The sequence below is a fragment of the Mycobacterium sp. DL99 genome, from assembly GCF_004762045.1.
Classification (GTDB): Bacteria; Actinomycetota; Actinomycetes; order Mycobacteriales; family Mycobacteriaceae; genus Mycobacterium.
This window is the reverse complement of sequence record NZ_SJOM01000007.1, coordinates 4,733,577-4,756,475: the sequence shown is the minus strand read 5'-3', so window position 1 is coordinate 4,756,475 and position 22,899 is coordinate 4,733,577. Positions and strand designations below refer to the sequence as shown.

25 protein-coding genes are annotated in these 22,899 nt (G+C 65.4%); 16 read left to right on the top strand and 9 right to left on the bottom strand.

What is annotated here, in order from left to right; genetic code table 11:
* Positions 1-92 precede the first annotated feature (92 nt).
* The 4 genes from EYZ64_RS23175 to EYZ64_RS23160 all read left to right on the top strand — a co-directional run bounded on the left by EYZ64_RS23175 (position 93) and on the right by EYZ64_RS23160 (position 5,045).
* A complete protein-coding gene (locus EYZ64_RS23175; RefSeq protein ID WP_167858170.1) occupies positions 93-1,427 on the top strand; it encodes an MFS transporter in 1,335 nt (444 codons plus the stop codon).
* Between the two features lie 95 nt (positions 1,428-1,522).
* A complete protein-coding gene (gene cysD / locus EYZ64_RS23170; RefSeq protein WP_135457075.1) occupies positions 1,523-2,461 on the top strand; it encodes a sulfate adenylyltransferase subunit CysD in 939 nt (312 codons plus the stop codon).
* On the top strand, positions 2,461-4,305 hold the full coding sequence (gene cysC / locus EYZ64_RS23165) for an adenylyl-sulfate kinase (RefSeq protein ID WP_135457073.1): 1,845 nt from the start codon (positions 2,461-2,463) through the stop codon (positions 4,303-4,305). The genes cysD and cysC overlap by 1 nt, the downstream gene beginning before the upstream one ends.
* Positions 4,302-5,045, top strand: a complete 744-nt coding sequence (locus EYZ64_RS23160) for a 3'(2'),5'-bisphosphate nucleotidase CysQ (protein WP_135457070.1) — start codon at positions 4,302-4,304, stop codon at positions 5,043-5,045. The genes cysC and EYZ64_RS23160 overlap by 4 nt, the downstream gene beginning before the upstream one ends.
* A 5-nt stretch (positions 5,046-5,050) precedes the next feature.
* On the opposite strand, the gene EYZ64_RS23155 is transcribed toward EYZ64_RS23160, so the two are convergent.
* Complete coding sequence (locus EYZ64_RS23155) at positions 5,051-5,542, bottom strand: hypothetical protein (RefSeq protein WP_135457068.1); 492 nt, start codon at positions 5,540-5,542, stop codon at positions 5,051-5,053.
* A 43-nt stretch (positions 5,543-5,585) separates the two neighbouring features.
* Between EYZ64_RS23155 and EYZ64_RS23150 the strand changes: the two genes are divergently transcribed.
* Both EYZ64_RS23150 and EYZ64_RS23145 read left to right on the top strand, forming a co-directional pair.
* Positions 5,586-6,182, top strand: a complete 597-nt coding sequence (locus EYZ64_RS23150) for a cysteine hydrolase family protein (protein WP_135457066.1) — start codon at positions 5,586-5,588, stop codon at positions 6,180-6,182.
* Positions 6,183-6,255: 73 nt separating this feature from the next.
* Complete coding sequence (locus EYZ64_RS23145; protein ID WP_135457064.1) at positions 6,256-6,726, top strand: Rrf2 family transcriptional regulator; 471 nt, start codon at positions 6,256-6,258, stop codon at positions 6,724-6,726.
* Positions 6,727-6,735: 9 nt separating this feature from the next.
* Here EYZ64_RS23145 and EYZ64_RS23140 read toward each other — a convergent pair whose 3' ends face one another.
* The gene (locus tag EYZ64_RS23140) at positions 6,736-7,119 is read right to left on the bottom strand and encodes a VOC family protein (protein WP_135457061.1); all 384 of its coding nucleotides are present in this window, start codon (positions 7,117-7,119) and stop codon (positions 6,736-6,738) included.
* Between the two features lie 55 nt (positions 7,120-7,174).
* Here EYZ64_RS23140 and EYZ64_RS23135 point away from each other — a divergent pair, with 55 nt between their 5' ends.
* Together EYZ64_RS23135 and EYZ64_RS23130 are read left to right on the top strand one after the other, a co-directional pair.
* A complete protein-coding gene (locus EYZ64_RS23135; protein ID WP_135457059.1) occupies positions 7,175-7,699 on the top strand; it encodes a GNAT family N-acetyltransferase in 525 nt (174 codons plus the stop codon).
* The gene (locus tag EYZ64_RS23130) at positions 7,699-8,715 is read left to right on the top strand and encodes a nitronate monooxygenase (protein ID WP_167857938.1); all 1,017 of its coding nucleotides are present in this window, start codon (positions 7,699-7,701) and stop codon (positions 8,713-8,715) included. The genes EYZ64_RS23135 and EYZ64_RS23130 overlap by 1 nt, the downstream gene beginning before the upstream one ends.
* An 86-nt stretch (positions 8,716-8,801) precedes the next feature.
* On the opposite strand, the gene EYZ64_RS23125 is transcribed toward EYZ64_RS23130, so the two are convergent.
* From EYZ64_RS23125 to EYZ64_RS23115, 3 genes are read right to left on the bottom strand one after another with little or no spacing between them, the layout of a single operon-like run.
* Positions 8,802-9,686 carry a DUF4097 family beta strand repeat-containing protein gene (locus EYZ64_RS23125; protein WP_135457055.1) on the bottom strand — a complete coding sequence of 295 codons (885 nt, stop codon included), beginning with the start codon at positions 9,684-9,686 and terminating at the stop codon, positions 8,802-8,804.
* Positions 9,687-9,719: 33 nt separating this feature from the next.
* Positions 9,720-10,364 (bottom strand): response regulator transcription factor, encoded by a 645-nt coding sequence (locus EYZ64_RS23120; protein WP_135457053.1) that lies wholly within the window; start codon positions 10,362-10,364, stop codon positions 9,720-9,722.
* The gene (locus tag EYZ64_RS23115; RefSeq protein WP_167857937.1) at positions 10,352-11,671 is read right to left on the bottom strand and encodes a sensor histidine kinase; all 1,320 of its coding nucleotides are present in this window, start codon (positions 11,669-11,671) and stop codon (positions 10,352-10,354) included. Before EYZ64_RS23115 ends, EYZ64_RS23120 begins: the two co-directional genes overlap by 13 nt.
* A gap of 150 nt (positions 11,672-11,821) precedes the next feature.
* Here EYZ64_RS23115 and EYZ64_RS23110 point away from each other — a divergent pair, with 150 nt between their 5' ends.
* Positions 11,822-12,247, top strand: coding sequence for a DoxX family protein (locus EYZ64_RS23110; protein WP_135457051.1), 426 nt, complete (start codon positions 11,822-11,824; stop codon positions 12,245-12,247).
* 3 nt (positions 12,248-12,250) lie between these two features.
* Here EYZ64_RS23110 and EYZ64_RS23105 read toward each other — a convergent pair whose 3' ends face one another.
* Positions 12,251-12,664 carry a VOC family protein gene (locus EYZ64_RS23105; protein ID WP_135460197.1) on the bottom strand — a complete coding sequence of 138 codons (414 nt, stop codon included), beginning with the start codon at positions 12,662-12,664 and terminating at the stop codon, positions 12,251-12,253.
* Positions 12,665-12,715: 51 nt separating this feature from the next.
* On the opposite strand from EYZ64_RS23105, the gene EYZ64_RS23100 reads away from it, so the two are divergent.
* The 6 genes from EYZ64_RS23100 (at position 12,716) to EYZ64_RS23075 (ending at position 18,577) form a co-directional block, all read left to right on the top strand.
* Positions 12,716-13,597 (top strand): LLM class flavin-dependent oxidoreductase, encoded by an 882-nt coding sequence (locus tag EYZ64_RS23100; protein WP_135460196.1) that lies wholly within the window; start codon positions 12,716-12,718, stop codon positions 13,595-13,597.
* Between the two features lie 385 nt (positions 13,598-13,982).
* Positions 13,983-14,384 (top strand): hypothetical protein, encoded by a 402-nt coding sequence (locus EYZ64_RS23095; protein WP_135457049.1) that lies wholly within the window; start codon positions 13,983-13,985, stop codon positions 14,382-14,384.
* 168 nt (positions 14,385-14,552) lie between these two features.
* On the top strand, positions 14,553-15,908 hold the full coding sequence (locus EYZ64_RS23090) for an LLM class flavin-dependent oxidoreductase (protein WP_135457047.1): 1,356 nt from the start codon (positions 14,553-14,555) through the stop codon (positions 15,906-15,908).
* 13 nt (positions 15,909-15,921) lie between these two features.
* Positions 15,922-16,980, top strand: coding sequence for an ABC transporter substrate-binding protein (locus tag EYZ64_RS23085; RefSeq protein ID WP_286175102.1), 1,059 nt, complete (start codon positions 15,922-15,924; stop codon positions 16,978-16,980).
* Entirely contained in the window at positions 16,977-17,858 is an 882-nt protein-coding gene (locus tag EYZ64_RS23080) for an ABC transporter permease (protein WP_135457045.1), read from the top strand. Before EYZ64_RS23085 ends, EYZ64_RS23080 begins: the two co-directional genes overlap by 4 nt.
* Positions 17,834-18,577: an ABC transporter ATP-binding protein gene (locus EYZ64_RS23075; protein ID WP_135457043.1), complete on the top strand. Its 744-nt coding sequence runs from the start codon at positions 17,834-17,836 to the stop codon at positions 18,575-18,577. The genes EYZ64_RS23080 and EYZ64_RS23075 overlap by 25 nt, the downstream gene beginning before the upstream one ends.
* 61 nt (positions 18,578-18,638) lie before the next feature.
* Here EYZ64_RS23075 and EYZ64_RS23070 read toward each other — a convergent pair whose 3' ends face one another.
* The 3 genes from EYZ64_RS23070 to EYZ64_RS23060 all read right to left on the bottom strand — a co-directional run bounded on the left by EYZ64_RS23070 (position 18,639) and on the right by EYZ64_RS23060 (position 21,020).
* A complete protein-coding gene (locus tag EYZ64_RS23070; protein ID WP_135457041.1) occupies positions 18,639-18,983 on the bottom strand; it encodes a hypothetical protein in 345 nt (114 codons plus the stop codon).
* A gap of 199 nt (positions 18,984-19,182) precedes the next feature.
* Entirely contained in the window at positions 19,183-19,824 is a 642-nt protein-coding gene (locus EYZ64_RS23065; RefSeq protein ID WP_286175101.1) for a GntR family transcriptional regulator, read from the bottom strand.
* A gap of 38 nt (positions 19,825-19,862) precedes the next feature.
* On the bottom strand, positions 19,863-21,020 hold the full coding sequence (locus EYZ64_RS23060; protein WP_210115557.1) for an acyl-CoA dehydrogenase family protein: 1,158 nt from the start codon (positions 21,018-21,020) through the stop codon (positions 19,863-19,865).
* Between the two features lie 542 nt (positions 21,021-21,562).
* On the opposite strand from EYZ64_RS23060, the gene EYZ64_RS23055 reads away from it, so the two are divergent.
* Entirely contained in the window at positions 21,563-22,852 is a 1,290-nt protein-coding gene (locus EYZ64_RS23055; protein ID WP_135457038.1) for a hypothetical protein, read from the top strand.
* Positions 22,853-22,899: the final 47 nt, after the last annotated feature.

The window sequence follows — 22,899 nt, the reverse complement described above, 5'->3', positions numbered from 1 at the left end:
GGCGTCTCAATTACCTGCGGGGTAACCGTCCCGGCTCGTGGGGGCGGGCAGCTGTGATGTCAGTACCCGAGAATCCGCCCTTCCCGCGGGGCATGGCGCTGCTGGTGGCCGGCAGCCTCTTCATGGAAATCCTGGACGCGACGATCATCACGCCGGCCATCCCGCTGATCGCCGCCTCGTTCGGTGTCGAGGCCATCGACGTCAATGTGGCGATCTCGGCCTATCTGGTCACGGTGGCGGTGCTGATCCCGGCCAGCGGCTGGTTGGCCGACCGATTCGGCACGCGCCGGGTGTTCATCGGGGCCATCGCGGTGTTCACCTTGGCCTCGGTCGGCTGTGCGGCGAGTACGTCGCTCCCGATGCTGGTGCTGATGCGGATATTGCAGGGGGTCGGCGGCGCCATGATGGTGCCGGTCGGCCGGCTGGCCGTGTTGCGTCAGAGCGGCAAGTCGGACCTGGTGCGTGCCATCGCATTGCTGACCTGGCCGGCGCTGACCGCGCCTGTGTTGGCCCCCGTTCTGGGCGGGGCGATCGCGACGCTGGGCAGCTGGCGATGGATCTTCGCGGTCAACATTCCGATCGGCGTGATCGGAATTGTTCTGGCGCTCAAACTCGTCCGTGGCGAGCCACAGCGCACGGCCCGATCTTTGGATTGGCCGGGTCTGCTGGCGCTCGGCTCGGGGATTGCTGCGGCCCTGATCGCCCTGGAGAACATCCGGGTCTCGGGGACCGACTGGGGTCTGGTCGGCGGGTGCGGCGCCGCAGCGGTCCTGCTGCTCGCCGGCGCGGTGTGGCGGCTGCTCAGCGCGACGGCCCCGCTCGTGCAGTTGCGGGTGCTGCGGGTGCACACGCTGCGCATCACCGTGGTGGCCGGGTCGCTGTATCGACTGGTCATCACCGCGGTGCCGTTCCTGCTGCCGCTGCAGTTCCAGCTGGAGTTCGGCTGGACGCCGCTGGCCGCCGGTGTCATGGTGGCCGCGCTGTTCGCCGGGAACCTGACCATCAAGCCGGCCACCACGCCGCTCATGCGCAGATTCGGCATCCGCACCGTGCTCCTGGTCAACGGGCTGGCCTCGGTCGCGTGTTTCGGCCTGCTGGCCCTGTTGCGGCCGGGCCTGCCGGTGGTCGTGATGGCCGTCGTTCTCTATCTGAGCGGGGCGCTGCGGTCGATCGGCTTCACTGCATACAACAGCCTGGCGTTCTCCGATGTCGAGGGGGAGGAGCTGACGCATGCCAACACGCTCAACGCCTCGGTGCAGGAGCTGGCCGCCGGGCTCGGCATCGCGGTGGCGGCGTTACTGCTCAGCCAACTGACCTCATATTCGGTGACCTACCTGGTTCTGGGCGCTTTGCTGGCGCTGACCCTGCTCGCCACGGTGCTCCTGCCCCGGCAGGCGGGTGCCCACGTCAGCGGGCACCGGGCCTGACGGGTAGACCACCATTGACACCGCGGCGACCGGGCGGCTAGATTCCTGGCCATGCTTGCAATTCTGGCCATTCCTACCAACTTAATGGGGAAGTGATGACCACCGCGCAGAAATCCGATCAGCAGACCGGCCGTGCCGGCCACTACGAGCTGAGCCACCTGCGGTCCCTGGAGGCCGAGGCCATCCACATCATCCGCGAGGTCGCCGCGGAGTTCGAGAAGCCCGTGCTGCTGTTCTCCGGCGGCAAGGACTCGATCGTCATGCTGCACCTGGCGGTCAAGGCGTTCGCGCCGGGGCGGCTGCCGTTCCCGGTCATGCACGTCGACACCGGCCACAACTTCGACGAGGTCTACGCGGCCCGCGACGAACTCGTCGAGCACTACGGTGCGCGGCTGGTCGTCGCCAAGGTGCAGGACGATATCGATGCGGGGCGTGTGGTGGAGACGATCCCGTCCCGCAACCCGATCCAGACCGTCACGCTGCTGCGCGGCATCCGGGAGAACAAGTTCGACGCGGCCTTCGGCGGGGCCCGGCGCGACGAGGAGAAGGCCCGCGCCAAGGAGCGCGTGTTCTCCTTCCGCGACGAGTTCGGCCAGTGGGACCCCAAGGCCCAGCGGCCCGAGCTGTGGAACCTGTACAACGGTCGTCACCACAAGGGCGAGCACATCCGTGCCTTCCCGATCTCCAACTGGACCGAGTTCGACATCTGGTCCTACATCGGCGCCGAGAAGATCAAGCTGCCGTCGATCTATTACGCGCACCAGCGCAAGGTGTTCGAGCGCGACGGCATGCTGCTCGCGGTGCACAAGTACATGCAGCCGCGCAAGGACGAACCGGTGATCGAGAAGACCGTGCGGTTCCGCACCGTCGGCGACGTCACCTGCACCGGGTGCGTCGAGTCAACGGCCGCAACGGTTTCTGAGGTGATCGCCGAGACCGCGGTGTCTCGGCTCACCGAGCGTGGCGCCACCCGCGCCGATGACCGGATCTCCGAGGCCGGAATGGAAGATCGCAAGCGAGAGGGTTACTTCTGATGTCGACGCTTCTTCGCATCGCCACCGCGGGATCCGTCGACGACGGCAAGTCCACGCTGATCGGACGGCTGCTGTTCGACTCCAAGGCTGTGATGGAGGATCAGCTGGCCGCGGTCGAGCGGACCTCCAAGGAACGTGGCCACGACTACACCGACCTGGCTCTGGTCACCGACGGCCTGCGGGCCGAGCGCGAGCAGGGCATCACGATCGATGTCGCCTACCGCTATTTCGCCACGGCCAAGCGCAAATTCATCATCGCCGACACCCCGGGTCACATCCAGTACACCCGCAACATGGTGACCGGGGCTTCCACCGCACAGCTGGTGATCGTGCTGGTCGACGCGCGCCACGGCCTGCTCGAGCAGTCCCGCCGGCACGCGTTCCTGGCCTCGCTGCTGGGCATCCAGCACATCGTGCTGGCCGTGAACAAGATGGACCTGATCGACTGGGACCAAGAGCGTTTCGAGGCGATTCGCGACGAGTTCCATGCGTTCGCCGCCCGGCTGGACGTGCACGATGTGACGACGATCCCGATGTCGGCACTCAACGGCGACAACGTGGTGACCAAGTCCGATGTGACGCCCTGGTATGAGGGACCCTCGCTGCTGAGTCACCTCGAAGACGTCTACATCGCCGGTGACCGCAACCTGGTCGACGTGCGTTTCCCGGTGCAGTACGTGATCCGTCCGCAGACTCACGAGCACGCCGACCACCGCAGCTACGCCGGCACCGTGGCCAGCGGCGTGCTGCGTCCCGGTGACGACGTGATCGTGCTGCCGGCCGGAAAGCCCACGCGCATCACCCAGATCGACGGCCCCAGCGGTGTCGTCGAAGAGGCGTTCCCGCCGATGGCGGTGTCGATCAGCTTGTCCGACGACATCGACATCTCGCGCGGCGACATGATCGCCCGGCCCAACAACCAGCCCCGGGTCACCCAGGACTTCGACGCCACCGTGTGCTGGATGGCCGACGAGTCGTCGCTGGAGCCCGGTCGCGAGTACCTGATCAAACACACCACCCGCACCACGAGGGTCAAGATCACCGGTCTGGACTACCGCCTCGATGTCAACACCCTGCATCGGGACAAGTCCGCCAGTGCGCTCAAACTCAATGAGCTGGGCCGTATTTCGCTGCGTACCCAGGCCCCGCTGCTGCTCGACGAGTACAGCCGCAACGCGGCCACCGGATCGTTCATCCTGATCGATCCCAACACCAACGGCACCGTCGGCGCCGGCATGGTGTTGCGCGACACCCGCAACGAGACCGCGAGCCCCAATGCGGTCCGGCACGATTCGCTGGTAACCCCGGGGGATCGACTCAGCCGTGGCCGCACCGTGTGGTTCACCGGCCTGTCGGGCTCGGGCAAGTCCTCGGTGGCGATGCTGGTCGAGCAGAAACTGCTCGAAAAGGGCGTGCCGGCATACGTTCTGGACGGCGACAACCTGCGCCACGGCCTCAACGCGGACCTCGGCTTCTCGATGGCCGACCGGGCCGAGAACCTGCGCCGGCTGGCCCACGTCGCCGCGCTGCTGGCCGACTCCGGCCAGATCGTGCTGGTGCCTGCGATCAGCCCGTTGGAGGAGCACCGTGAGCTGGCCCGGAAGGTGGCCAACGAGGGCGGCGTCGACTTCTACGAGGTGTTCTGCGACACCCCACTGGAAGACTGCGAACGTCGTGATCCCAAGGGTCTGTACGCCAAGGCCCGGGCCGGTGAGATAACCCATTTCACCGGCATCGACAGCCCGTACCAGCGGCCGAAGAACCCGGATCTGCGGCTCACTCCGGACCACGGCACCGCTGAACTGGCCGACATGGTGATCGAGCTGCTGGAATTACCGTCGTGAACGATCACGAACTGGCTGCCCGGCTGGCCACCAGGGCCGGGGATCTGCTGCTCGACGTCCGTGCCGACTTTGCCGATGCCTCGGCCGCCGAGCGAAAGGCGGCCGGGGACAAGCAGTCCCACGATTTCCTGATGGCCGAGCTGGCCGCGCTGCGTCCCGGCGACTCGGTGCTGTCCGAGGAGGCCACGGCCGACGAGCGGGCCGACCCGGCACGGCTGAGCGCCGAGCGGGTCTGGATCGTCGACCCGCTCGACGGCACCCGGGAGTTCTCCGAACTCGGCCGCGACGACTGGGCCGTGCATGTGGCGCTGTGGAGCGCAGGCGAACTCGTGGCCGGCGCGGTCGCGCTGCCCGCGCAGAACACCACGCTGTCCACCCCCGAGGTGGCGGCACCGCGTCCCTTCGACGGTCCGCCGCGGGTCGTGGTGTCGCGCACCCGCCCGCCTGCGGTGGCGCTGGCCGTCCGCGAGGCACTCGGCGGAACCCTCGTCGAAATGGGCTCGGCCGGAGCCAAAGTCGCCGCGGTGGTCCGCGGAGTCGCTGATGTGTACGTACACGCCGGTGGTCAGTACGAGTGGGATTCGGCCGCGCCCGTCGCGGTGGCCCGTGCCGCCGGCCTGCACACCTCACGCATCGACGGCTCGCGGTTGGTCTACAACTCGGCTGATCCGACGCTGCCCGACCTGATCGTGTGCCGGCCCGAGCTGGCCGAACGGGTTTTGGCCGTCACGGCGGGGTAGCCCTCTCAGCTGCCCGGCAGAGGTGGGACGCCCTCGGGGAGCTGATCGGTGCCGACATTCGGACAGGCGAGCTTCAGTTCGTGGAGCGTGCTGAATGAATTCTGGTATCCGCCCATGTAGTTCTTGTCGGGCCACCCGTTCGGCGGCGCGCTGGGATTGCCCTGACTGAACTGGCGCAGTGCGTCCGCGAATGCCAGCGCTTTCCGTTTCAAATCGGGGTCTTCGATCGACGCGGCTTCGTCCCGAGCCGCTGCAGCCGCTGCAGCCGCTGCAGCCGCTTCAGCGGCTTTTCGGGTCACGTTCGGGTCGGCGACTCCGTCCCCTCCCGGGAGGGCGCCTGCCGTGACGAGGTGGTGGGCAATCTGATCGACGCGTTGGCAGTCCGCGCTCGGGGCCTTCTCGCTCGGTGCGGTGACGATCAGGATCACCGCGATGGGCGCCGCGACAGCGCCCATGACCAGCGTGATCTTGCCTCTCGACCAATCCGGTAGTCCCACCGATGCAGCCTAACCAGCGCCGCTGGTCACTAGGCTCATCAACATGACCCGCCCCACGCTGCGCGAACTGGCCAGCCTCCCCGCCGCACCGGCCCGCCTCGCCGATTCCACCCTGGTCCTGATCGACTGCCAGAACACCTACACCCAGGGAATCATGGAGCTCGAAGGGGTGCAGGCCGCGCTCGAGCAGACGGCGCAACTGCTCGACCGGGCCCGCCGCGCGGGCATACCGATCATTCACATCCAGCACTCCGACGGTCCGGGCTCGCTGTATGACATCGAGGGGGAGAGCGGTGCGATCGTCGCGTCGGTGGCTCCACGCGAGGGAGAACCGGTGGTGGTCAAGCAGTTCCCCAATTCATTCGTCCAGACCGACCTCGACGATCGGCTGAAAGGCCTCGATGCGTCGAACCTGGTGCTGGCCGGATTCATGACGCACATGTGCGTCAACTCCACCGCGCGTGGCGCCTTCAACCTCGGATACGCCCCGACGGTGGTGGCCGCCGCCACCGCCACCCGTACGCTGGCCGGCCCCGACAGTGCACCGGTGCCCGCCGCGGTCATGCAGTCGGCGAGCCTGGCCGCGATGTCGGACTTGTTCGCCATCGTGGTCCCGGACGCCGCGGGAATTCCTGATTAGGCACGCCGACCCAGCGGGCACCCAGCTTCGGTGCATCGGTGCGGGCGATGAGTGAACTGGCACAATCCTGAGCATGCGGATGTCGGCGAAGGCGGAGTATGCCGTCCGAGCCATGGTCCAGCTCGCGACGGTCGCTGACGGCGAGCTGGTCAAAACCGATGACCTGGCCAAGGCGCAGGGCATCCCGGCGCAGTTCCTGGTCGACATCCTCACGGCCCTGCGCACCGATCGGCTGGTCCGCAGCCATCGAGGCCGCGACGGCGGCTACGAGCTGGCCCGTCCGGCCGGTGAGATCAGCATCGCCGACGTGCTGCGCTGCATAGACGGACCGCTGGCCAGCGTGCGCGACATCGGGCTGGGAGACCTGCCGTACTCGGGTCCTACAGCGGCGCTGACCGATGTCTGGCGTGCACTGCGCGCGAGCATGCGCTCGGTGCTGGAGGAGACCAGCCTGGCCGATGTGGCGGCCGGTTCGCTGCCTGGTCACGTCGACAAGCTGGCCGACGCCTACCGCGATCAGGAGCACAAGCGCGGTCACCGCTAGTCGCAGCGATCAGCCCCCGTACGGGCGCGTGATGATCTCCAGGTAATGCCCCGACGGGTCCTGGAAGTAGACCCCGCGGCCGCCGTCGTTGTGGTTGATCTCGCCCGGGTGCTGACCGTGCGGATCGGCCCAGTGCTGGATGCCGCGGTCGTGGATCTTGCCGTAGATCGAGTCGAACTCGTCCTCGGACACCAGGAATGCGTAGTGCTGCGGCCGGACTTCGTCGTCGGGGCCGATCTGGGCGTAGTCCAGGCTCACTCCGTGATTCAGTGTCACGGCGAGAAACGGCCCGAATTCCTGCGGGCCGGGCAGCCCGAACAACTCGGTGAAGAACTCGGCTGAGACCCGCCGATCCTTGGCGGCGACGATCGTGTGATTGAAGGTGATTGCCATTCAGTCCAGTAAACCGCTGGACGGGTGGCCCCGGCAACGGTGCAGGATAGAGACCATGCCCAACACCCAGATCCTGGCCGGGCCACAGGTGCGGCTGCGGCCACCGGTTGTCGAGGACGCCGAGGTGCTGTACACCCGCATCGCCTCCGATCCCGAGGTGACGAGATATCTGTCTTGGCGCCCGCACTCGGGGGTGGCCGAAACGCGCCGCGTCATCACCACGTTGTTCAACGCCGGTGATGAGCAGACCTGGTTGATCGAAGTCGACGGCGAGGTGGTCGGGTTGTGTGCGCGGCGTCGCCCGCAGCCGTTCTCGGTGGAGTTCGGTTACTGCCTGGCCCGTCAGTGGTGGCGACGGGGCCTGATGTCGGAAGCGGTTTCGTTGATGCTGACCGACGTGCAGCCCGATCCCACGGTGTACCGGGTCACGGCGTACTGCCACGTCGACAATGCCGGCTCGGCCGGGGTGCTGCGCCGGTGTGGTCTGTCGCTGGAGGGAAGGCTTGCGCGGTGTGCGACGTTCCCCAATATCAGTGACGAACCGCAGGACGTGCTGCTGTTCGGGAAGGCGGTGCGGTGATGGGCACATTCGATGTTCGCGGGCTGCGGCACCCGGTGATCGTGGCGCCGATGGCCGGTGGCCCCTCGACCCCGGAGCTGGCCGCGGCGGGCAGCGATGCCGGTGGGCTGGGGTTCCTCGCGGCCGGATATCTCACCGCTGATGCGCTCGTCGAAAGGGTCACGGCCGCACGCGGTTTGACCACCGAGCCGCTCGGGGTGAATCTCTTTGCACCGCAACCCAGTGCGGGTACGCCAGAACAGATCCAGGCCTATGCCGCCGATTTGGCCGGTGAAGCACAGCGCTACGGTGTGGAACTCGGTGCCCCGCGCTACGACGACGACGCGTGGGCGGCCAAGCTGGACGTGGTGTTCGATCTACGTCCCGAGGTGGTGTCGTTCACTTTTGGATTGCCCAGCGAGCCCGAGGTGGCCCGGCTGCGCGGCGCCGGCATCACCACCGTGGGGACGGTGACGACGCTGGACGAAGCCTGGCTGGCGGTGCACCGCGGGGTCGACGTCCTCGCCGTCCAGGGGCCGGGAGCGGGGGGACACCGCGGCACGTTCGATCCGGCGGCCTCGCCCGCATCGCAGTCACTGGACCATCTGCTGGCCGACGTGCTGGCGGCGGTGGATATCCCGGTTGTGGCCGCCGGCGGGCTGATCAACGCTGACGATGTCGCGGGGGTGCTGGCTGCCGGTGCGGCGGCCGTCCAGCTCGGCACCGCGTTCCTGCTGGCCGATGAAGCCGGGAGCAGCCCGGTGCACCGCGCCGCCCTGCAGAGTTCTGAGTTCACCGAAACCGTTGTCACCCGGGCGTTTTCCGGCCGCTATGCCCGCGGGCTGCGCAACCGCTTCATCATCGACCACGACGGTCAGGCCCCGCTGGGCTACCCCGAGATCCATTACCTGACAAGCCCGGTACGCAAGGCCTCGGTGGCCGCAGGCGATCCGCAGGGCACCAATGTGTGGGCCGGAACCGGGTGGCGCCAGGGCCGGACCGGTTCGGTGGCCGAGATCATGGCCGGGTTGGCGTAGAGGTCGAACGTGGACGGTTGAAATTGCACTCAGGGTCGTGAAAGTCGAGAAATCACGACCCTGCACGCAATCTCACAACTCAGCTTCTAGCCCCGTCCCGGACCCACCCGCTCCACCACGACGTCGCCGTCGTCGGAGCGGACGGTGATCTCGGCGGCCGCGGTGTCGGGGTCGGTGGTCTCGGGCACCCGTACCTCTGTCGATGCTCCGGATTGTGCGTGTACGAGATACGGTCCCCGCTCCGGCAGTCCGATCACGACATCGCCGTTGCGGCTCACCGCATCGACGCGGCGCGGCGCGGAGTCGCGGAAGTCAACGGTGATGTCACCGTCAGACGTGGTGGCGCTGAATTCTTCGGTGACCGCGATCGGGTCGCGCGAGACGATCTCGCCGTCGACGGTGTGGGCCTCGACGCGGCGGGCAGCGCCGCGCAGGATGATCGCCCCATCGGTGACGCGGGAGATCAACTGGTCCACGTCGGCCTGCGCAATCACCGTGCCGATCTCCTGCTCGGTGCGCACCGTCAGCCGCCGGGCCTGCTCCGGCGGCACGGCGATCGTGATCTCCCCGCCGCGGGCCCATGCCAGCATGCGAGAGGGATTGCCCGCGATGGCGATCCGGGTCTCGTTGCCGTCTGTGGTGACCTGCAGTCGGTGCGCGCCGCTGTGAGAGGTGTTCACCAGGCGTAGATCCGCGGTGGCATCCCGAGTTTCGCGGTCCGCGGTGATACGGATCGCGACCGGGATGCTCGCGGTGTCGATCACCAGTGACCGCATCGTCGCGGGCAGCCCCTGACGATCGGTGACGACCCGGACGGCACTCACGGCCCAGGCCGCCACACCGAGCGTGGCCACGGTGCCGGCCACCAGCAGCGTCGCCGCGGCGATCAGGACGAGGCGGAATGTAGTGCGTCCACCGGGGTTCAACTGAGGCGGCGGGTTCACCGGCGGCGGAGGGGCGATGGTGGTCACGATGGAAAGTCCTTCCCGGTAGGGATATTCGGTCTAGGTCTCGAGGTAACGCAGTACCGCCAGCACCCGGCGGTTCTCGCTCTCGTCGGGAGCGAGGTCGAATTTCGTGAAGATCGAGGCGATGTGTTTCTCGGCCGAGCCGACGGAGATGTGCAGCGCGGCGGCGATGGCTGAGTTGGTTCTGCCCTCCGCCATCAACTGCAGGACGTCGCGCTCGCGCGGGGTCAGCTGGTCGAGGGCGCTATGGCGGGCCGAACGTAGCAAGATCTGTGACACCACCTCGGGATCGAGCACCGTGCCTCCGCCACCCACCACCGCGACGGCGTCGAGGAATGCAGGCACATCGGCCACCCGGTCTTTGAGCAGATAGCCGAATCCTCTTGTGTCCGAGGCGATCAGATCGGCTGCGTAACGCTCTTCGACGTAGTGGGAGAGCACCAGGACGGGGGACTCGGGGTTCTGGCTGCGCAGTAGCGCCGCCGCCCGGATGCCCTCATCGGTGAAGGTCGGCGGCATCCGGACGTCGAGAATGGCCAGGTCGGGGTGATGCTCGTTGACCAGGCGCAGCAGGTTGGTGGCGTCGGGTACCCCGGCGACGATCTCGTGCCCGGCGTCGGCCAGGATCCGCTCGATGCCTGCCCGCAGTAGCGCCGAGTCCTCGGCGATCACGATCCGCATGGCAGCACCGCCGTGACGATCGTCGGTCCGGTGGCGGGGCTGGAAACCCCGAAGGTCCCGCCTGCGGCACGTACCCGTTCGTCCAGACCGCGCAGACCCGTCGCGTTCTCGCCGGCATCGATGACTGCGGCGCCCTGACCGTCGTCGAACACCGAGACGTGGAGCACGTTGGCGGTCTCATCCAACCGCACGGTGACGACGGCCTGAGTGGCGTTGGCGTGCTTGGCGATATTGGTCAGCGCCTCGGCGACGACGAAGTAGGCGACCGATTCCACCTCATCGGGCAGCCTGCGCGGAAGTTCGATGTGCAATGTGGTCGGTACTCCGGAGGTCTCGGCACGGTGCACGACCGATGACAGCGCAGCGTCGAGACCTCGATCCGACAGGATCGTCGGGGCGATACCGCGCACCACGTTGCGCAGTTCCACCAGTGCGCTCTTGGCGTCATCGTGGGCCTCGGCGATCAGTGCCTTGGCGGCGGGCGGATCCGAATCCAGCTTGGTCTGGGCCAGCCCGATCGTCATCGCCAGGGACACCAGCCGGGGCTGCACGCTGTCGTGCAGATCGCGTTCGATGCGGTGGCGTTCGGTCTGAGCCGAGGACACCGCTCCCTGCCGGGCATCGGCCAGCGCGTTGACCTGATACTCCAGGGCTGCGGTGGGCGACGGCGACAAGAGCCAACGGTCGATCGCGGCATCCATGGCCGGGGCGAGGATCAGGATGGCCGCCGCGGCGATGACGGCGACGATCGCCAGCAGCCAGGCGATCGGCGGCGAGAGGAAGATCAGCCCGGCGTCGTTGTCGCTCTGCCGGATGGCGACGGCAGCGGCCGGACCCAAGAACGCGAAGGCGAGTAACGCGAACGCGAGGCCGGCGGCCAGCATGTCGTAGGTCATCCGAAGGTAGTGGTGGCATACGGCTTTCCAGAACCGGGTACTGCTGATGTCCAGCCACTGCTGGTGCGCCCAACCCTGGAACCCCGTGTGAGGCGACAGCTGGCGCGGCGGAATCCCGATACCGAGGCCGAATACCGCTTCGCTGCGCGTTCGCTCGACCCACTCGACACCGCGCATCAGGTAGATGAAGACCACCCCCGAGAGCAGGAATCCGATCACCGAAGGAATCGAGGAGAACCCGATGACCATGATGGACAACGGAATCCAGAACCACACCAATGCCACTGCGGCACCGGTGATCATCGATGCGGTCGGCACGAGGCCGATGTTGCGTGATGTCGTCACGGGCTCAGGCGCCGGCGGGGGCGATACGGGCAGGACCGGCGATCCGGTTTCGCTGATTGCGACCATGCCCTTCAACCTACGAAGTTGCGCGGCCCGGCGACACAGCGTTTTCCCCAGACCCGGGTGGGGGATAACCACCCCTGTCCTTCGCCGATGAGTTTCGCCCGGAGGACCGGTCTACCCGCTGTCGCCCTCTCGAAACGCTAGGAGCAACCCATGACCGTCCTGTCCACATCCGACACCCATGCCGAAGGCCCTGTCGCCAAGTCGCTGAGCCGCAAGATCGGAATAGGGATCAGCGGGCTTGTCGGTGCCTTTCTCGTGTTCGACGCATTCGGCAAGTTCACCCTTCCCCAGCAGGTCAAGGACGGAACTGCCGCCCTCGGTTTTCCCGATGGGCAGGCCCTCGTGATGGGAGTCGTCCTGGCGGTGTGCGTTGTCGTCTACGCCGTCCCGCGCACGGCGGTGCTGGGCGCGGTGGGCATCACCGCCTACCTCGGTGGCGCGGTAACCGCGAACATGCGTGTCGAGGCACCGCTGTTCAGCCACACCCTGTTCGCGGTCTACCTGGGTGTGCTGATGTGGATCGGACTGGTGCTCCGACGCCCCGAGCTGCTCAGGGTCGCCGGCCTGCGTCGTTGAAACCTACTTCGGTGCGGTGAGCTCCAACGCGATGTTGTCGGGGTCGCGGAACTCCAGGATGTAGGAGGGGCCGATGTCTTTGACGGGTTCGTGCACGATGTCCAGATCGTCGAGGTGCTGCGCGGCATCGTTCAGCTCCGCGAGGTTCTTGAGCCGGAAGGCCAAGTGGTCCAGCCCGGTTCGGTTCTCGTCGAACGCGTCGCGCCCGACCGGACGCAGGCCGATCAGCGTTGCCCCGGCGTCGTAGATGACGCCTCCGTGCAGAAAACTGAGAAGGGCGCGGGTGGAGGCATCGGCGTCCTGCGGCAGTTCGATCAGAATCGGCCAGCCGAAAACGCTCTCGTAGAACTGCCGGGACCGTTCGATGTCGGTGACCGTGAGCCGCACATGGGCGACCGAGGACGTGGTGATGGCCATGGGGTTCATGCTGCCACCTGGACGTGACAGAATCCGTGCGTGCGCGTGGGAATGACGATGCCGGTCATGGAACCTCAGTTGGATGCGACGACGCTGCGGTCCTGGGCGCACGTCATCGACGGAGGCCCGTTCTCGTCGCTGTGCTGGGGCGAGCGCATCGCCTTCGACAATCCCGACAGCCTGACCTTGCTGGGCGCACTGGCGGCGTGGACCGACCGGGTGCGGCTGGTGACCACGGTGGTGGTGCCGCAGCTGCATGACCCCGTGATGCTGGCGAAAGGGCTGGCGACCGGTGATCTGCTGAGCGGCGGCCGGTTGACCGTGGGCATCGGCGTCGGTGGCCGCCACGAGGATTACCACGCGGTCGGCGCCGACCCGTCGTCCCAGACCCGGCGGGGAATGGCCGAGCGCGTCGCGGTGATGAAACGGGTCTGGGCCGGTGAGAAAGTCACCGACTCGGTGCTTCCGGTGGGGCCGCCACCGGTTCAGACCGGTGGCCCGCCCCTGCAGATCGGCTCCATCGGGCCGAAGACCATCCGTGACGCCGCAGCCTGGGCCGACGGCGTAGCCGGCACGACTCTGGATCTGGATCTGACCCGCCAGGCCGAGTTGTTCGACATCGCCCGCACCGCCTGGGCCGAGGCGGCCAAACCCAAGCCGCACCTCGCCACGTCGTTCTGGTTTGCGCTCGGTAAACCCGAGGAAGCCCGCGCCCAGGTGCACCGGCACCTGCGCCGGTACATGAACTGGATCCCGGCCGAATATGTCGACGCCATGGCTCCCATGACCGGTTGGGCCGGCACCGAAGAGGAGTTGATCGAGGTGCTCGGCAAGTTCGAGGACATCGGCACCGACGAGGTGCACCTGATCCCCACCAGCTCCGATATCGACCAGTTGCGCCGGGTGGCCGAGGTGGCCAAAGTCTTCGCCTGAGGCATCCTGGCCGGGCCACTCCAGCAAAACGTGAGCAAGATCATTCCGAGGCCTGCCGCGTAGTCTGGGTCTCGAAATCGCGATGAGTTTCCCTGCGTTGTCGTCTTCAAGGTGAACTGTCTGCGGCGTCCTCGAATATCGAGTAAGCGCATGATAGATCGGCGTACCGCGCGGCTGTTAACCCGGCGGTTACCTGCTGTTCGGTTACGGTGACCGGTCCGGTCGGGTGCAATGGGCTGCGGCCAGGGGCCACCCCATGCAGGCGCAGCTACAGCAAACGATCTCGGGCGTCTGACATGGCAGGACGCCAGCGGGGTTCTGGGACTAGCGTGTCAAATTGGCGTCGCCGTCAGGCGATGCCGGACACGACAGTTGGGGACTCAGAATGCAGAAGAGTTTGATCGCCACGACCCTCGCCGCGGGGGCCATCGGCGCTGCGGTGGCGCTGTCCGCGCCCGCGTCGGCCGATTCCAAGGGCAACAGCACCGTCGGGTGCTCGCCGTGTGACCGTGTGTCTTCGTCGGTCACCGATGCCGTCACCGACGCCGCCAAGAGCGCGCTCACCGGTGGGGTCGATCTGCCCGAGAGCCCCATCGTCGACAAGTGGACGTCGTTCCCCGGTAAGACCGCTGAGAAGTGGACGTCGTTCCCAGGCAAGACCGCTGAGAAGTGGGCGACGTTCCCAGGCAAGACCGCTGAGAAGTGGGCGACGTTCCCAGGCAAGACCGCAGAGAAATGGGGAAGCTTCCCGGGCAAGGTTCTGAAGAAGTGGACCGGCTTGGGCTGAGGCCGACCGAAGGCACCAAACCCCTCACGAGCGTGCGGCAGGCAAGCCGCACGCTCGTGTGCTGTCTGCGGGTTAGCTGAAATTTCACTGATCCTAACTGTTCTCGCAGCACAGCCCGCCCCCTGAAATAGACGCAGCCCGGTTCACCGACCAAAGGAGCTCGTCTCGATGGCTGCGCCCGCAAGGCAGTTGCACCTCAACGCATTCCTGCGCAACATCGGTCAACACGAAGCGGCGTGGCGTCTTCCGGAAACCGATCTGTCGGGCGTCACCGACATCGCCCACTACATCGAACTGGCCCACATCGCCGAGCGTGGCAAGCTCGACGCGGTCTTCTTCGCCGACCATCCAGTCCTCAAGGACCAGACCGAGTTTCGCCCGTTCGATGCGCTCGACCCGATCACGCTGGTTGCCGCACTGGCCGGGGCGACCACCAACGTCGGGCTGATCGCGACGGCATCCACCACGTACAACGACCCGTACGGTTTGGCGCGGCGGTTCGCCACACTCGACCACGTGAGCCGAGGCAGGGCCGGCTGGAACGTCGTGACGACGGCCAATGCGTCGGCCGCGGCCAACTTCGGGGTGCCGAATCACCCGGACCCGGCCGATCGGTACCGGCGTGCCGATGAGTTCCTCCAGGTCGCGTTGAAGTTGTGGGACAGCTGGGAAGACGACGCCATCGTCGGCGACAAGGTCGCGCCACGCTTCGTTGATCCCGCCAAGATCCACGCGATCAACCACTCCGGCCTGCATTTCGATGTGGCCGGGCCGCTGGAGGTGCCGCGTTCCCCGCAGGGGCATCCGGTGCTGTTCCAGGCCGGGTCTTCCGAGCCGGGTAAGGATCTCGCGGCCAGGTACGCCGAGGCCATCTTCACCGCGCAACCCACAATGGACGAAGCCCGCGACTTCTACCGCGACGTCAAGGCCCGTATCCGGCGCTACGGTCGCAACCAGGACCAAGTGCACATTCTCCCCGGGCTGTCGACGATCATCGGTGGCACCGAAGCCGAGGCGCGCGAGCGGCAACGCGAGTTCGAAGAACTCACCGTGCCCGATTACGGGCTCGAACAACTGAGCGCCATCGTCGGATTCGCGGTCACCAAGGACGATCTGGACCGGAAACTGAGCTTCCCGGCCGAGGATCCGGGCGACACGTTCATCAAGAGCCGGCTTGCGCTGGTGAAGCGGTTGGTCGAGACCGACAACCTCACCGTCCGTGAGCTGCTGCTGCGGCTCAGCAGCGGTCGGGGACACCGGTTGTTCGCAGGCACGCCCGAACAGGTGGCCGACACCATCGAGGAATGGTTCACCACAGGCGCTGCTGACGGTTTCAATCTCATCCCGCCGGCCCTGCCGTCCTCACTGACCGACTTCGTCGACCACGTCGTCCCAGAGTTGCAGCGCCGCGGCATCTTCCGCGAGGAATACACCGGCAGCACACTCCGTGACCACCTCGGTTTGGACCGGCCGGCCAACCGATTCACCACCGGCGCGGACGCTCCCGTGTCGGCCGCGAGCTGACAGGGAACCAGATATGCGTAATCCGTTGACCCGCTTGACCCGGGTGATCCTGGCCGCCGGCCTCGTCGCGGGCGTGGTGGCCGGCTGCCAGTCGTCCGGATCCGGGGCGCAAGGCAGCGGCGGACTGTCCGCGGACGCACTGCTTCCGGTGGCGGTTCCGGAGGGGACCAGCCTGGTGGTCGCCGACGACGCGAACCGGCTCAAGACATTGTTCAAACTCTCCGGTGAGCAGGACCGGCTCAGCGCCGACGTGACCTACGCCAACTTCAGCAGCGGACCGCTGCGCCTGGAGGCGATCCGTTCGGGCAACGCGCAACTGGGCCGAGTCGGCGATGTTCCGCCCATCCTCGCGCAGTATTCGGACGCCGGGGTGCCGATCGTCGGGGCGGTGAAGTACGACGGGAACGGGCTGGTGCTGGCAACCTCACCGGGTTCGGGTATCAAGTCACTGAAAGACCTGGCAGGCAAGAAGATTGCGATCAACGAGGGCACGGCGCAGCAGGCGGTCGTGCTACGCAACCTCAAGTCCGCCGGCCTGAGCATCAAGGACGTACAGCCCATCAATCTGGGTCTGGCCGAGTTCGCCGACGGCCTGCGTGCCGAGCAGGTCAACGCCGCGGTGCTCAAGCAACCGGACCGCGTCCGGTACCTCGCGTCCACGCAGGGGGAGGGGAGCATCGAAATCCCCAATGCCCCAGGTGCCTATCCCGGCCTGTACTACGTCTACGCCAGCAGGGAAGCGCTGTCCGACCCGGCTCGCGCGGCGGCCATCCGCGAGTTCGTGATCGCCTGGTACCGCGCCGAACAGTGGCTCAACGACAACAAGCAGACCTGGATCGACGAGTACCTGATCAAGGATCAGAAGGTCAGCCCGGAAGACGCAAAGGCCATCGCCGCGGCCGACGGAAAGTCCTCGGTGCCGGGGTTCACCGATGAGCTGATCAACACCCAGCAGGAGACCATCGACCTGCTGCAGCAGGCGGGCGCATTCTCCGGGAAACAACTGCCCGCCGAGGACGAATTCGATTCCCGGTTCGCCGATCTCAATGCGACGTCGACGGGCAAACAGTGACCACCGTCCAGACGGCGCCCGCTTCGGCGGTGACAGTGGGAGCGGAGGCTGCCGGACGCCAGGACTATCCGCATTTGGAACACCGGTCGGGCAGTGAACGCCGCCGGCGGCTGGGGCCGGGGCGCGCCATCCCCGCGTCGCTGGCCGTCGGACCGCTTCTGCTGGTTGTCATCTGGATCGTCACGTCGCAGCTGGGCATCCTCGATCCGCGTACCCTGCCGCACCCGCTGGACATCGTGCGCACGATCGGCGAGATGTGGTCGGACGGTCGCTTGCCCACGAACATCCTCGCCTCACTCAAGCTGGCATCGATCTCGTTGGCCATCGGCGTGGCACTGGGTCTGGTGCTCGCGTTGATCTCGGGGCTCAGTCGCATCGGCGAGGCCATCGTCGACGGGCCCATCCAGGTCAAGCGCGCCGTGCCGACCCTGGCCATCATCCCGCTCGCGATCATCTGGTTCGGCATCGGCGACACCATGAAGATCATCATCATCGCCACCAGCGTGCTGATTCCCGTCTACATCAACACCACCGCACAGCTCAAGGGTGTCGACCTGCGCCACGTCGAACTCGCGGAAACCGTTGGGCTTTCCCGCAGTCAGTTCATCCGCAAGGTGGCCATCCCCGGTGCCCTGCCCGGTTTCTTCACCGGGCTGCGGCTCGCGGTCACCATCTCGTGGACCGCGCTGGTGGTCGTCGAACAGGTCAATGCGACCAGTGGTATCGGCTATCTGATGACCCAAGCCCGGCTGTATGGGCAGCTGGACGTCGTGGTGGTCGGCCTGCTCGTCTACGCGGTGTTCGGACTCACCGGCGACTACGCGGTCCGGGCCATCGAGAGGAGAGCGTTGTCGTGGCGGCGCGCACTGGGAACCTGACCGACGAAGTCGCCGTCGTCCGGCAACTGAGCCGATCATTCGGTGGCACAACGATTCTCGACGCGGTGGACCTCAGCATCCGCAAGGGTGAGTTCGTGGCCCTGCTGGGGCGCAGCGGCTCCGGCAAGAGCACGCTGCTGCGGGCGCTGGCCGGGCTGGATCACGGAGTCGCCGGAACAGGGGACCTGTTCGTCGCCCGCGATGTGTCGGTGGTGTTCCAGGACTCCCGGCTGCTGCCGTGGGCGCGGGTACTCGACAACGTCGCGCTCGGTTTGTCCGGTCGCGAGGTCAGACAACGGGCGAGCACGGTGCTCGCCGATGTCGGCCTGGCCGGACGCGAACAGGCCTGGCCGTACGAGCTGTCCGGGGGTGAACAACAACGGGTGGCGCTGGCCCGGTCGCTGGTGCGCAATCCCGCGCTATTGCTGGCAGATGAACCCTTCGGGGCGCTCGACGCGCTCACCCGGGTTCGCATGCACCACCTGCTCAAGGAACTGTGTGCGAAGTACGAACCCGGGGTCCTGCTGGTGACGCACGATGTCGACGAAGCCGTGACGCTGGCTGATCGCGTGCTCGTCCTCGACGGCGGATCGTTCGTCGTCGATCGTCACCTGGACTTCCAGACGCCGGATGCCCGCACCTACCGCAACCCCGAGTTCGTCGCGCATCGCGAGGCGCTGCTCGCCGCGCTCGGGGTGGCGGCCGACGACGGGCCGTAAACAGATCAGTGGTGACCCGCTGTAAACGGATCACCACTGATGTGAGGCGGTGTTCGGAGGATTACTCCGCTTCGTCACCGCCCCCGGTCCACTTGTCCTTCAGGTTCTTGGGGAAGTCGTTCCACTTCTTGGCGACATCAGCGGGGGCTTTGGCCCACTTGTCGGCGGTGTTGGCGGGGAAGCTGCCCCACTTGTCGGTGATGTTGCCCGGGAAGATGGCCCACTTGTTCGCCTGGATCTCGGTGGCGCAGGACCACTTCTCGCCGCTGGTCGGCGTGTAGCCATCCTCGCTGTTGATCTTGTCGACGATGTCGGAGCAGTTCGGTGCCGCCGCGGCCGGCGCGGCGAGTGCGAGTCCGGCGCCCAAGGCTCCAGCGGCCACCGCTGCTGCGACGAACTTCTGCATGCTTGTGTCCCCCCACTGACGGAATCCCGAAATGTTGGGGTCACTGTATACCCTTGGGGCAGTTAGCTGAAGGCTTTTCTTCCGCTGCTTTGGAGTCCGGGTCCACGTTCTGCTCAGGGCAGGCAGGACCCTCGGAACCGGGGTAGCGATGGATTCAAACTTTCGTTCGCCAGAACCGCACGGTCGGGTGAAGTGGCGATCATGCGGAGTCGCCGTTCTGGGCCAGGTGCTCGGCAAGTAATGCGCCGGCATTGCGGATGTGCCGGGCCATCGCGCCACGGGCCTTCTCGGGGTCGTTGGTCCGCAGATGCTCGATGATGGCGCGGTGATCCTGGGCTGAGGCCTCGGGCCACCCTTCCACCGCGGCGAAGAATTTTCGCGGTGCGTATGCCAGCGTTGTCTTGATCAGCCAGCGCATCTTGCGCGATCCGCTCAGCTCGTAGATCAGGGCGTGGAACTGATGGTTGAGGCGTTCCTCTTCATCGAAATCGTTGGCGGCAGCGGCACGTTCGAGCGCCTCCTGGATGCGTTCGAGTTCATCGACCGCGGTCGGCGTGATCGTGGCGGCAGTGCGGGCCGTGAGCTCACCGCCCAACAGCGCCTGGGCGTCATAGATGTCGCGAATGTCGTCGCTGGACAGCGCGGTCACCATGAAACCGCGCCGAGGCTCCACGGACAGAAAGCCCTCGGTCTGCAGTTGGAGCAGGCCTTCGCGCGCCGGAGTGGCGCTGATCCCGAGTTCATCGGCGACCGTTTCCGGTCGGATGAACTCTCCGGACTGCAGCTGTCCCGAAACGATGAGTTCGCGAACGTGGGCCGAGGCGACGTCGGACAACCGCATCGGTACGAGTCTTTTCGAGTTCCCGGTCATGGCATGCCTCAGATGTCGAGTCCGCCGCGTTTGACCAACTGCTTGGCGATCACGCCGCGCTGGATCTCGTTGGTGCCTTCACCGACGATCATCAGTGGCGCGTCACGGAAATAGCGTTCGACGTCGTACTCGGTGGAGTATCCGTAGCCGCCGTGGATCCGCACCGCGTTGAGCGCGATTTCCATCGCGGTCTCGGAGGCGAACAGCTTGGCCATGCCGGCCTCCATGTCGCAGCGCCCGCCGGCGTCGATCCTCTCGGCCGCATCGAGCAGGAGGCTGCGGGCGGCGTAGAGCTTGGTGCCCATGTCGGCGAGCATGTTGCCGACCGATTGGTGCTGCCAGATCGGCACCCCGAAGCTCTCCCGGTCCTGCGCGTACTGCAGTGCGTCGTCGAAGGCGGCACGGGCGACCCCGGTTGCCCGGGCCGCGACCTGGATTCGGCCGACCTCGAGTCCCTTCATCATCTGCGCGAAGCCACGTCCTTCGACGCCACCGAGCAGTGCCTCCGAATCCACCTGGCAGTCAACGAAATTGATCTCACAGCTCTCGACGCCCTTGTATCCCAGTTTCGGCAGGTCCTTCGAGACCGTGAAGCCGGGGACCTTCTCCACCAACAGGATCGACACCCCCTTGTGTGCGGGGGTCGCCGCCGGATCGGTCTTGCACAGCAGTGCGACGAGGCCGGCCTTGCGGGCGTTGCTGATCCAGGTCTTGGACCCGTTGATCACATAGCCGGATGCGTCCTTCGTCGCGACCGTCCGCATGGCCTGCAGGTCGGAGCCGCCACCGGGTTCGGTCAGGGCCATCGTCGCGCGGAGCTCACCGGTGGCCATCCGGGGGAGGTATTTCTGCTTCTGCTCCTCGGTGCCGAACTGCAGCAGCAGCTTGGAGACCACGGTGTGCCCGCCCATCGCGCCGGCCAGGCTCATCCAGCCGCGTGCCAGTTCCTCGGTGACCTGGGCGTAGCACGGCATCGAAACAGCGGCGAAGCCATACGGTTCCGGGATCGCGAGCCCGAAAATGCCCATCTCCTTCATCGCCTCGATGAGCTCTTCGGGGTAGGTGTTGGCGTGCTCGAGTTCGCGGACCACGGGCCGGACCTGCTTGTCGACGAAGTCGCGGACGGTACTGACGATGGCCTGCTCTTCTGCGGACAAGGTGATCACTGTGGCGGCCTTCCATCAAACTCTATAGAAAATATTCTATAGAGTTTAGGCATGCGGTGCGCCGAGCGGATATCTGGGCGTGATTCATGGCGGTGACTGTCACTAACTTTCGCTGCTTTCGAGCGTGGTTCGGCAGGACGTCGCGATCGGATGCCCGAGAGCGCCGACGCGCGGAACGCCGACGTCCCTGCGATCAATGTCTAACCGATATGCCGCCCGCGGTGCCCGACTGGCCAGAAAGCGCAGCGTAAACGTGACTGCCGGAACCGGTATTGGAGGCAAGTGGAGGCTCGCCGCAGGAGAAGCTGCTACTGGCGAGAGTTAGTAGACTGCGCCGTCGGTTGCCTTCGAAGCGTCTGCGCATTGGATGTCTCCGCAGATATTGTCGAGTCAGTATCTGCGCTGGCGCTGAGGAGCTATTGTCCCTCTGTGCGGAGCGCCCTCCCCTGGATCAGCCGGTCCAGCAAATTTATACGCCCCCGATCTAGTGACTCTGAGGACTGAAATTGTCAATTTCGCTCTGGGATAAGATTGATACTTCCGTGGCTGAAGTTCAGGCCGAGGATTTTACGCCCCCCTGGCGCTCAGATAAGCAGGACGCACCTAATCGCAAGTGGCGTCGGATTTCTCTTGTGGGCGATGTGGCGGGAACTATTGTATGGTGTTTCGGTCTGTCGAAAGTGTTCTTCTTCGATTTCGATGTCTTCATTGCCAACAAACTTGGCAGTCCATGGAATCATTTTGTTCAGTTCCGCTGGCTTGTAGCGCTACTCGCGGTTGCCGTGATCCTTGTGGCTACTAAGAAAAGTGTATTTGTACTTCTCTATGTGATCTTCTTTCCGCTGATCATCATGTTTTGGAAGATTCCTCGCTTGCTGATGTGGTTTCGGAGCTGGAATCTCCTGCTGGCACTGTCGACATTGTGTATATCCGTATTCTCACACTTTCGCTGGAGATTTTTCATACGCGCCTTCGAGATATTGGTTGTGGTAACTGCAATTGCGAGTGATTCTCCACGTGTCGCAGCAGTCTGTGCAATGCTGCTGTCTCTCGCCCTTGTATACCACTACGTACAGACCATCGTTGGGGGAGTCCGCGCATCGAAATTCCTTGGCTATCAACAGAAATTTGTTCGGACAGTCACGTCGAGATCGCGGATTGAGCCCCTCCAGATAGGGGATGAGCTTCGAAGCGATGAAGTTGAGCGGTTCAACAAAGAGCAGCTCACAAAGTTCACTAATAGCATTACAATCGGCCTCTTCACCCTCAAATTGATGGCCTTTTACTCCGACCTGCTTCAGCAGTACCGACGTAGTTACGCGCTGATCTTCCTCAACGTGCTTTCGTATATCTGGCTATTACTGCAATCAATCATTCTTCTAACAATGATCAATCGCTCTGTTTATATCGCTGCGCCCGGGCAATACGAAGTTTCTGGCTCGTCGTCGATAGTCGGGTTTTTGTTCTACTCGGTGACGTCCTTGTATGGGAACACAATTGCTCAGATCGTGGCTGTTGGCGATATTGCTCTATCTATAGCCACGGCGGCAGCCGTTTACGGGCCAATTTTTGTTTTGACGTTGGGTGCGCAGCTGGTCATGACTTTTCGGCAATCCAAAGATGATGCTGCTTTCGGAGATCTGATAAAGTTCGTAAAATCGCGACAGACCCGACTAGCCGAATTGCTTGAGGCCGACTACGAGGTGACTCCGGACGAGGCTGTCCAACGGCTTCGAGACCTTGGATTAGGCGCCCAACTCTTTTTCGCTTACCTCGCATCTAAGATTCCGGATGATATCGGCACTGTGGGGCCGCCGAGACCTTCTAGCTGATTTACTCTCGATTTCGGCACGCTTTCATAGGCGTCGGCGAGTGTGCG

Bases quoted from the DNA above. Each gene is read 5' to 3' on its own strand.
- EYZ64_RS23175 (WP_167858170.1), top strand. From the start codon at position 93: ATGGCGCTGCTGGTGGCCGGCAGCCTCTTCATGGAAATCCTGGACGCG.
- cysD (WP_135457075.1), top strand. From the start codon at position 1,523: ATGACCACCGCGCAGAAATCCGATCAGCAGACCGGCCGTGCCGGCCAC.
- cysC (WP_135457073.1), top strand. From the start codon at position 2,461: ATGTCGACGCTTCTTCGCATCGCCACCGCGGGATCCGTCGACGACGGC.
- EYZ64_RS23150 (WP_135457066.1), top strand. From the start codon at position 5,586: ATGACCCGCCCCACGCTGCGCGAACTGGCCAGCCTCCCCGCCGCACCG.
- EYZ64_RS23145 (WP_135457064.1), top strand. From the start codon at position 6,256: ATGCGGATGTCGGCGAAGGCGGAGTATGCCGTCCGAGCCATGGTCCAG.
- EYZ64_RS23140 (WP_135457061.1), bottom strand. From the start codon at position 7,119: ATGGCAATCACCTTCAATCACACGATCGTCGCCGCCAAGGATCGGCGG.
- EYZ64_RS23135 (WP_135457059.1), top strand. From the start codon at position 7,175: ATGCCCAACACCCAGATCCTGGCCGGGCCACAGGTGCGGCTGCGGCCA.
- EYZ64_RS23130 (WP_167857938.1), top strand. From the start codon at position 7,699: ATGGGCACATTCGATGTTCGCGGGCTGCGGCACCCGGTGATCGTGGCG.
- EYZ64_RS23120 (WP_135457053.1), bottom strand. From the start codon at position 10,364: ATGCGGATCGTGATCGCCGAGGACTCGGCGCTACTGCGGGCAGGCATC.
- EYZ64_RS23115 (WP_167857937.1), bottom strand. From the start codon at position 11,671: ATGGTCGCAATCAGCGAAACCGGATCGCCGGTCCTGCCCGTATCGCCC.
- EYZ64_RS23110 (WP_135457051.1), top strand. From the start codon at position 11,822: ATGACCGTCCTGTCCACATCCGACACCCATGCCGAAGGCCCTGTCGCC.
- EYZ64_RS23105 (WP_135460197.1), bottom strand. From the start codon at position 12,664: ATGGCCATCACCACGTCCTCGGTCGCCCATGTGCGGCTCACGGTCACC.
- EYZ64_RS23100 (WP_135460196.1), top strand. From the start codon at position 12,716: ATGACGATGCCGGTCATGGAACCTCAGTTGGATGCGACGACGCTGCGG.
- EYZ64_RS23095 (WP_135457049.1), top strand. From the start codon at position 13,983: ATGCAGAAGAGTTTGATCGCCACGACCCTCGCCGCGGGGGCCATCGGC.
- EYZ64_RS23090 (WP_135457047.1), top strand. From the start codon at position 14,553: ATGGCTGCGCCCGCAAGGCAGTTGCACCTCAACGCATTCCTGCGCAAC.
- EYZ64_RS23085 (WP_286175102.1), top strand. From the start codon at position 15,922: ATGCGTAATCCGTTGACCCGCTTGACCCGGGTGATCCTGGCCGCCGGC.
- EYZ64_RS23070 (WP_135457041.1), bottom strand. From the start codon at position 18,983: ATGCAGAAGTTCGTCGCAGCAGCGGTGGCCGCTGGAGCCTTGGGCGCC.
- EYZ64_RS23065 (WP_286175101.1), bottom strand. From the start codon at position 19,824: ATGCGGTTGTCCGACGTCGCCTCGGCCCACGTTCGCGAACTCATCGTT.